The sequence below is a fragment of the Klebsiella sp. 141161 genome, assembly GCF_050600815.1.
Lineage (GTDB): Bacteria > Pseudomonadota > Gammaproteobacteria > Enterobacterales > Enterobacteriaceae > Klebsiella > Klebsiella aerogenes.
In genome coordinates this window covers 79,164-86,970 of the sequence record NZ_JAQIRN010000012.1, presented here as the reverse complement: position 1 = coordinate 86,970, position 7,807 = coordinate 79,164, and the positions used below count along the sequence as shown (strand labels likewise).

The window sequence follows — 7,807 nt, the reverse complement described above, 5'->3', positions numbered from 1 at the left end:
GGCGCGGGGTGTGCATATTACGCTTTCCCGCCTCAGAGTCAAGCATTTATTTTTGCTTTTCTCCGCGAGGTTCTCACCGGAACCCCGCTGACCCGGCGGCTTGCTTGCCGTTGTTCCGTGTCAGTGGAGGCGCATTATAGGGAGTAATTCTGAAGTGACAAGAGGAAATTCAAAAAAACTTTTCGTTCGCTCGATTTTCCACCATAACGCGAGTTTTACGCGCTATTTGCTCGTCATTTGCGCGATTTCTCGGGCAAATCTGGCCACCTGCGGCCAATCGGTATAAACCACTTCTTTACTAGTATCCGTTTCCCCGCCGGTCATCTTCATAATTAAGCGAATCATTATTCGATCGTACCAGCGATAGCGCGGATAACGCAGCGCACCGGCAAATACCGCGCAGCTCTGCGGCTGCCACGGCGAGTTAAGGAGAAACTTGCGCGTATAGCTGTTGGTTTGCGGCGTTCGCTTTTCCGGTTTGCGCGCCACCAGGTTTACCGAGAAGAACGCTCCCGGCAACGCCTGCAGAGATGCCAGATGCTTTTTCACGAAGCGGTCCAGCGCTGGATGAAAGTGCCCGTAGCGAATAGAAGCGCCAATCACCACCCGATCGTAATGATGCCACTCAACCGTCTCGGTACGGTTCAGGTTCACAGTATCCGCATCAACCCCCAGCTCTTTGAGTTCAGAGGCCAGATAGGAGGCAATTTCACGGGTCTGCCCATCCCGGGTGGAGAAAAGAATTAAAGTTTTCACGAGCACTCCTGTTAATCGCGCCAGAAAGTGGGAGTAAAGAGCACCAATAAGGTGAACACTTCCAGACGACCAAACAGCATATTAGCAATCAGGATCCATTTCGCGACCGGGTTCATTGTCGCAAAGTTATCAGCAACGACCCCAAGACCAGGCCCCAGGTTGTTCAATGTCGCCACAACTGAAGCAAAGGCAGAAAAGTCATCAACCCCAGTCGCGATTATCGCCAGCATACTAATGATAAAGACCAGCGCATAGGCGGAGAAGAATCCCCACACGGCTTCCAGAATACGTTCCGGCAGCGCGCGGTTACCTAACTTAATGCTATAGACCGCATTCGGGTGCACCAGGCGCTTAAGCTCACGATTCCCCTGCTTAAACAGCAACAGGATACGAATGACCTTTAAACCACCGCCCGTTGACCCGGCGCAGCCGCCGATGAAAGCCGAACAGAGCAGCAGCACCGGCAGGAACAACGGCCAACGCGCAATACTGTCGGTGGTAAACCCAGCGGTCGTCGCCATCGACACCACCTGGAAGAACGCCTGGTTCAGCGTTGTTAACACCGAGCCGTAGACATTATGTAACCACAATACCAGCGTACAGACGATAACCAGGGTTAGCTGAACACCGATAAACATTCTGAATTCCGGATCACGCCAGTAAACCCGTAAACTGCGCCCACTTAATAGCGAAAAGTGCAGGCCATAGTTACAGCCGGAGATTAGGAGGAAGATGGCGATGATGGAGTTAATCATCGGGCTATTAAAGTAGCCGACGCTGGCATCGTGAGTTGAGAAGCCGCCGATAGCGATGGTCGCAAAGCTATGGCCAATCGCATCAAACGCCGGCATCCCGGCAAACCATAGCGCTAATGCGCAGGCGACGGTCAATAAGACATAAATAAGCCACAGCGTTTTTGCCGTTTCGGCAATACGCGGTCGCATCTTATTGTCTTTCAACGGGCCCGGCATTTCCGCCCGGTAGAGCTGCATCCCGCCGACGCCAAGGATAGGCAAAATCGCCACCGCCAGCACGATGATACCCATACCACCGAACCACTGCAGCATCTGGCGATAGAACAGGATGGCATGAGGCAGTGAGTCAAGCCCCACCAGCGTCGTCGCGCCGGTAGTGGTTAAGCCGGAGAAGGATTCAAAAAAGGCATCCGTCACCGTCAGATTAGGCTGTTCAGCAAAGATAAACGGTAACGCACCGACGCTGCCCAGCACCGTCCAGAACAATACGACTATCAGAAATCCTTCACGGGATTTCAGCTCGCCTTTTTGCTTACGGTTCGGCCACCACAGCATGGAGCCGATCGCCAGGGCAACAAAGAAGGTTTGGGTGAAAGCTCGCCCCGCGCCATCGCGATATATCAGGGCCACTAATCCCGGGACAATCATCGTCCCCGAAAATAAGATGACCAACAGTCCAACGATTCGGGTTATCGCGCGAAAATGCATCTCTGGCGCTTCCTTTGGGTTACAAAAAAATCAGGTGGGGATTATTCGTCAATCTTCAGTAATTGCAATGAACCACGACTAAAATCAGCCAGTTTTGTCGAAAAAGAGGCCACTTCAGCTTGCGGAAGCGCGACGCGCAGTTGCACAGACGCCTGATATTCGCTTTCCACAATAATGCCCGAGAACTGCGCCAGCAACGCTTCTACCCCGGCCAGCTGTCCGTATTCACATTGCAAAGTATATGCGGTTAACGGCGTCTTGCGCTGCGTTTTCAACTGCGCAAGCGCCTGATGGACGCCGCCGCCATAGGCCTTCACCAGGCCGCCGGTACCCAGCAGAATACCACCGTAGTAGCGCACCACCACCGCGGTTATCTCGCCGACGCCGCTGCCCATCAGCTGCGCCAGCATGGGTTTACCTGCCGTTCCCGCCGGTTCGCCATCGTCAGAGAACCCCAGCTGCTGTGAATCATCAGGAGGCCCGGCAACCCACGCCACGCAGTGGTGACGGGCGTCCGGGTGCTCAGCCCTGACCGATTCGACAAACGCTTTCGCCGCCGCCACGCCGTCGGTATGCGCCAACAGCGTGATGAAACGGCTCTTTTTGATCTCTTCAACAACGCTCACCGGCGCGGCCGGCACCAACCAACTTTCCATTACGCCAGTTTCAGATCGCGCGTCATATTTTCGATGCTGTTTTCGTGAACCACCACGTTATCTTCGATACGAATCCCGCCAAACGGCTTCATGGCTTCAATTTTCTGCCAGTTGAAGTGCTTGCTGAACTGCCCTTCACGCCAAGGCGTCAATAGCGACTCAATAAAGTAGATGCCTGGTTCGATAGTCAACACCATACGCGGCTCGAGAATACGGGTGCAACGCAGGTAAGGATACTTCGACGGCGCCGCCAGATGCGTACCGGTATCGTCCTGCATGAAACCGGCGACATCATGAACCTGCAGGCCCAGCGGATGACCAATCCCGTGCGGCATAAACGGTCCGGTCAGATCGTTTTCCACCATCGCCTCTTCGCTCATGCCGGTCACTAGCTGGTGTTTACGCAGCAGCTTTGCGATGCGCTGATGGAACTGAATATGGTAATCAACGTAACTGGTGCCGGACTTCATGGTGCTAATCAGCGCCAGTTGCTCGTCGTTAACGTCTTTAATCAGCTGCGCGAAATCGTTGTCGCTGTGGCCTGCCCAGGTACGAGTCAGGTCCGCGGCATAGCCGTTGTACTCTGCGCCCGCATCCAACAGGAAGCTGCGCATCTCGGTTGGCGCACGGTGATCCAGCTTGGTGTAGTGCAATACGGCCGCATGCTCATTCAGCGCCACGATATTGCTGTAAGGGACGTCGGTATCGCGATGACCGGTCGCCGTCAGGTAAGCCTGATTAATATCGAACTCGCTCATCCCCGACTGGAAAGCTTCGTGGGCCGCGCGATGGCCGTTGACCGCCGATTTCTGCGCTTCACGCATACAGGCCAGCTCATAATCGGTTTTGTAAGCGCGATAATAATGCAGATAGTCGATAACGCCTTTCGGGTTGATTTTGTCTGCCGCGATCTCCAGACCTAAAGCACGTTCCGGCACCGGGCCGATATACGCGATGTTGCCACGCGCCGCGGGCAGTTGACCGCCAATACCGTCGGCTTTCGGCAACGCAATGACATCTACTTCCTCAGTCCAGAAAGAGGTCGGCAGCGGCTCAACGTTGTGCCAGTAATCGACCGGCAGATAGAACCACAGTTTCGGTTTATTCACGCCATCCACCAGCAGCCAGCAGTTTGGCACCTGGGTCACCGGCACCCACGCCTTAAACTGCGGGTTAACCTTAAACGGATACGGATGATCGTCGAGGAAGACATTGATCAGCTCTCCGGAGTGGATAAGCAGAGCATCCAGCTTGAAGCGATCTAAAACTTTGCGGGTACGTTCTTGTAGGGTAACGATATGATTTTTATAAAGCGCGGCCAGTGATTCCATCTTTTATCCTTTGCTTTTATTGGATCGTGATTCTCCGCATCTTAGCACATTGGCTCCAGGCCGGGTGATTTCTACCGGATGTGATCCGACCAGCAATTATTTAAAGAGTAATTTGCATTTTCTTAACATAAATTCCACACTCCGACTCATCTGGTATGACCAGATCATATTGCTGGATTCAGGAGACTGACATGCTCTACAAAGGCGACACCCTGTACCTCGACTGGCTGGAAGATGGCATTGCCGAACTGGTTTTCGACGCCCCCGGCTCGGTTAACAAGCTTGATACTGCAACCGTTGCCAGCCTCGGCCACGCGCTGGACGTACTCGAAAAACAAAAAGATCTCAAAGGGCTGCTGCTGCGCTCTGAAAAAGCGGCCTTTATCGTCGGCGCCGATATCACCGAATTCCTTTCACTATTCCTGGTGCCGGAAGAACAGTTGAGCCAGTGGCTGCACTTTGCCAACAGCGTCTTCAATCGCCTGGAAGATTTACCGGTCCCTACTCTGTCAGCGGTTAACGGCTACGCGCTGGGCGGCGGCTGCGAATGCGTGCTGGCGACCGACTATCGCCTCGCCACGCCGGATCTGCGCATCGGCCTGCCGGAAACCAAGTTGGGCATTATGCCTGGCTTCGGCGGTTCCGTACGTCTGCCGCGCCTGCTCGGCGCCGATAGCGCGCTGGAAATTATTGCCGCCGGTAAAGACGTCGGCGCCGATCAAGCGCTGAAAATTGGCCTCATTGACGGCATTGTTGCCGCGGAAAAACTGCATGACGGCGCGCTGGCGATTCTGCGCCAGGCGATTAATGGCGACCTGGACTGGAAAGCCAAACGTCAGCCGAAACTGGAGCCGCTGAAGCTCAGCAAAATTGAAGCCGCCATGAGCTTCACTATTGCCAAAGGTATGGTCGCGCAAACCGCCGGAAAACATTACCCGGCGCCGATCACCGCGGTAAAAACCATCGAAGCCGCCGCGCGTCTTGGCCGTGACGACGCGCTGAAGCTGGAAAACCAAAGTTTTGTTCCGTTGGCGCATACCAACGAAGCGCGCGCGCTGGTCGGCATCTTCCTTAACGACCAGTACGTCAAAGCGAAAGCGAAAAAACTCACTAAAGATGTCGAGACGCCGAAGCATGCTGCCGTCTTAGGCGCCGGCATAATGGGTGGCGGCATCGCTTACCAGTCAGCCTGGAAAGGCGTGCCGGTGGTGATGAAAGACATTAGCGACAAATCGCTGACCCTTGGCATGACCGAAGCGGCGAAGCTGCTGAATAAACAGCTGGAACGCGGAAAAATCGACGGTCTGAAGCTGGCCGGAGTGATTAGCACCATTCAGCCAACGCTGGAATATAGCGGTTTTGACCGCGTGGACGTCGTCGTTGAAGCGGTGGTGGAAAACCCGAAAGTGAAGAAAGCGGTACTGGCGGAAACCGAAGAGAAAGTGCGTCCGGACACCGTGCTGGCTTCCAACACCTCAACGATTCCTATCAGCGAGCTGGCCGGCGTTCTGCAGCGCCCGGAGAATTTCTGCGGTATGCACTTCTTTAACCCGGTACATCGCATGCCGCTGGTTGAAGTGATCCGCGGCGAGAAAACTTCGGACAAGACCATTGCCAAAGTCGTGGCCTGGGCCAGCAAAATGGGCAAAACACCGATCGTGGTGAATGATTGCCCCGGCTTCTTCGTCAACCGCGTACTGTTCCCCTATTTCGCAGGCTTCAGCCAGCTGCTGCGCGACGGCGCGGATTTCCGCAAAGTCGACAAAGTGATGGAAAAACAGTTTGGCTGGCCGATGGGCCCGGCCTATCTGCTGGATGTTGTCGGCATCGATACCGCGCACCATGCTCAGGCGGTAATGGCGGCGGGGTTCCCACAGCGGATGCAGAAAGATTATCGCGATGCTATCGACGCGCTGTTTGACGCCAGCCGTTTCGGCCAGAAGAACGGCCTCGGTTTCTGGCGTTATAAAGAAGACAGTAAAGGTAAGCCGAAGAAAGAAGAAGATGCCGCAGTCGATAGTCTGCTGGCCGAAGTCAGCCAGCCGAAGCGCGATTTCAGCGATGAAGAGATTATCGCCCGCATGATGATCCCAATGGTTAACGAAGTTGTTCGCTGCCTGGAAGAAGGCATTATCGCCAGCCCGGCGGAAGCGGATATGGCGCTGGTATACGGCCTGGGCTTCCCTCCATTCCACGGCGGCGCATTCCGCTGGCTGGACACCATCGGCAGCGCAAAATATCTCGATATGGCGCAGCAATACCAGCACCTCGGCCCGCTTTATGCCGTGCCGGAGGGTCTGCGTAATAAGGCCCGTCATAACGAAGCGTATTATCCTCCAGTAGAACCAGCCCGTCCGGTTGGCGAACTGAAAACGGCTTAAGGAGTCACAATGGAACAGGTTGTCATTGTCGATGCAATTCGCACCCCGATGGGCCGTTCAAAGGGCGGCGCCTTTCGCAACGTGCGTGCGGAAGACCTCTCCGCGCACCTGATGCGAAGCCTGCTTTCGCGTAACCCGTCCCTTGAGGCGAGCGCGATTGACGATATTTACTGGGGCTGCGTGCAACAAACGCTGGAGCAGGGTTTCAACATTGCGCGTAACGCCGCGCTGCTGGCGGAAATACCGCACTCGGTACCGGCAACAACGGTTAACCGCCTGTGCGGTTCCTCCATGCAGGCGCTGCACGATGCCGCCCGTATGATCATGACCGGCGACGCCAGCGTCTGCCTGATTGGCGGCGTTGAGCACATGGGCCATGTGCCAATGAGTCATGGTGTCGATTTCCACCCGGGCCTTAGCCGTAACGTGGCGAAAGCCGCCGGTATGATGGGGCTGACCGCGGAAATGCTGGCGCGTCTACACGGCATTAGCCGTGAAATGCAGGATCAATTCGCCGCACGTTCCCACGCTCGCGCCTGGGCGGCGACGCAATCCGGGGCATTCAAGGCGGAGATTATCCCGACCGGCGGCCACGATGCCGACGGCGTGCTGAAATCCTTTAATTATGACGAAGTCATCCGCCCGGAAACCACCGTAGAAGCGCTGGCGGCGCTGAGACCGGCTTTCGATCCGGTGACCGGCACGGTCACGGCAGGCACCTCTTCCGCGCTTTCCGACGGCGCGGCGGCAATGCTGCTGATGAGCGAAAGCCGCGCCCGCGAGCTGGGGCTGAAGCCGCGCGCTCGCGTCCGTTCAATGGCGGTGGTCGGCTGCGATCCGTCCATTATGGGTTATGGCCCGGTTCCGGCCTCAAAGCTGGCCCTGAAAAAAGCGGGATTATCCACCAGCGATATCGACGTCTTTGAAATGAATGAAGCGTTTGCCGCGCAGATCCTGCCATGTATTAAAGATCTGGGGTTAATGGAGCAGATCGACGAGAAGATCAACCTCAACGGCGGCGCGATCGCGCTCGGCCACCCGTTGGGCTGTTCCGGGGCGCGTATTAGCACCACCTTGATCAATCAGATGGAACGCAAAGACGCGCAGTTCGGTCTGGCGACCATGTGCATCGGTTTAGGTCAGGGGATCGCCACCGTATTCGAGAGGATGTAGGTAAAAAACTCGATGCCATTATTGCCTGCCAGCCAACAGGCAATAAT

6 protein-coding genes are annotated in these 7,807 nt (G+C 55.6%); 2 read left to right on the top strand and 4 right to left on the bottom strand.

The genetic code is table 11. The annotated features are described in order from the left end of the window. Window positions 1–222 precede the first annotated feature (222 nt). The 4 genes from hemG to pepQ are packed head-to-tail and all read right to left on the bottom strand — an operon-like array spanning window position 223 to window position 4,206. The gene (gene hemG / locus PGR79_RS22925) at window positions 223–756 is read right to left on the bottom strand and encodes a menaquinone-dependent protoporphyrinogen IX dehydrogenase (RefSeq protein WP_087858686.1); all 534 of its coding nucleotides are present in this window, start codon (window positions 754–756) and stop codon (window positions 223–225) included. 11 nt (window positions 757–767) lie between these two features. Further along, window positions 768–2,219 (bottom strand): Trk system potassium transporter TrkH, encoded by a 1,452-nt coding sequence (gene trkH, locus PGR79_RS22920; RefSeq protein ID WP_045378745.1) that lies wholly within the window; start codon window positions 2,217–2,219, stop codon window positions 768–770. Between the two features lie 41 nt (window positions 2,220–2,260). Next, window positions 2,261–2,875 (bottom strand): IMPACT family protein, encoded by a 615-nt coding sequence (locus PGR79_RS22915; RefSeq protein WP_015704001.1) that lies wholly within the window; start codon window positions 2,873–2,875, stop codon window positions 2,261–2,263. Beyond that, entirely contained in the window at window positions 2,875–4,206 is a 1,332-nt protein-coding gene (gene pepQ, locus PGR79_RS22910) for a Xaa-Pro dipeptidase (RefSeq protein ID WP_430922564.1), read from the bottom strand. Before pepQ ends, PGR79_RS22915 begins: the two co-directional genes overlap by 1 nt. A 191-nt stretch (window positions 4,207–4,397) precedes the next feature. On the opposite strand from pepQ, the gene fadB reads away from it, so the two are divergent. Together fadB and fadA are read left to right on the top strand one after the other, a co-directional pair. Further along, window positions 4,398–6,587 carry a fatty acid oxidation complex subunit alpha FadB gene (gene fadB, locus PGR79_RS22905; RefSeq protein WP_430922562.1) on the top strand — a complete coding sequence of 730 codons (2,190 nt, stop codon included), beginning with the start codon at window positions 4,398–4,400 and terminating at the stop codon, window positions 6,585–6,587. Window positions 6,588–6,596: 9 nt separating this feature from the next. Next, window positions 6,597–7,760: an acetyl-CoA C-acyltransferase FadA gene (gene fadA / locus PGR79_RS22900; RefSeq protein WP_015703998.1), complete on the top strand. Its 1,164-nt coding sequence runs from the start codon at window positions 6,597–6,599 to the stop codon at window positions 7,758–7,760. Window positions 7,761–7,807: the final 47 nt, after the last annotated feature.

What these genes read in the sequence shown, in the direction of transcription:
- fadA (WP_015703998.1), top strand. Translation starts at nt 6,597, where the DNA reads ATGGAACAGGTTGTCATTGTCGATGCAATTCGCACCCCGATGGGCCGT.
- trkH (WP_045378745.1), bottom strand. Translation starts at nt 2,219, where the DNA reads ATGCATTTTCGCGCGATAACCCGAATCGTTGGACTGTTGGTCATCTTA.
- PGR79_RS22915 (WP_015704001.1), bottom strand. Translation starts at nt 2,875, where the DNA reads ATGGAAAGTTGGTTGGTGCCGGCCGCGCCGGTGAGCGTTGTTGAAGAG.
- fadB (WP_430922562.1), top strand. Translation starts at nt 4,398, where the DNA reads ATGCTCTACAAAGGCGACACCCTGTACCTCGACTGGCTGGAAGATGGC.
- pepQ (WP_430922564.1), bottom strand. Translation starts at nt 4,206, where the DNA reads ATGGAATCACTGGCCGCGCTTTATAAAAATCATATCGTTACCCTACAA.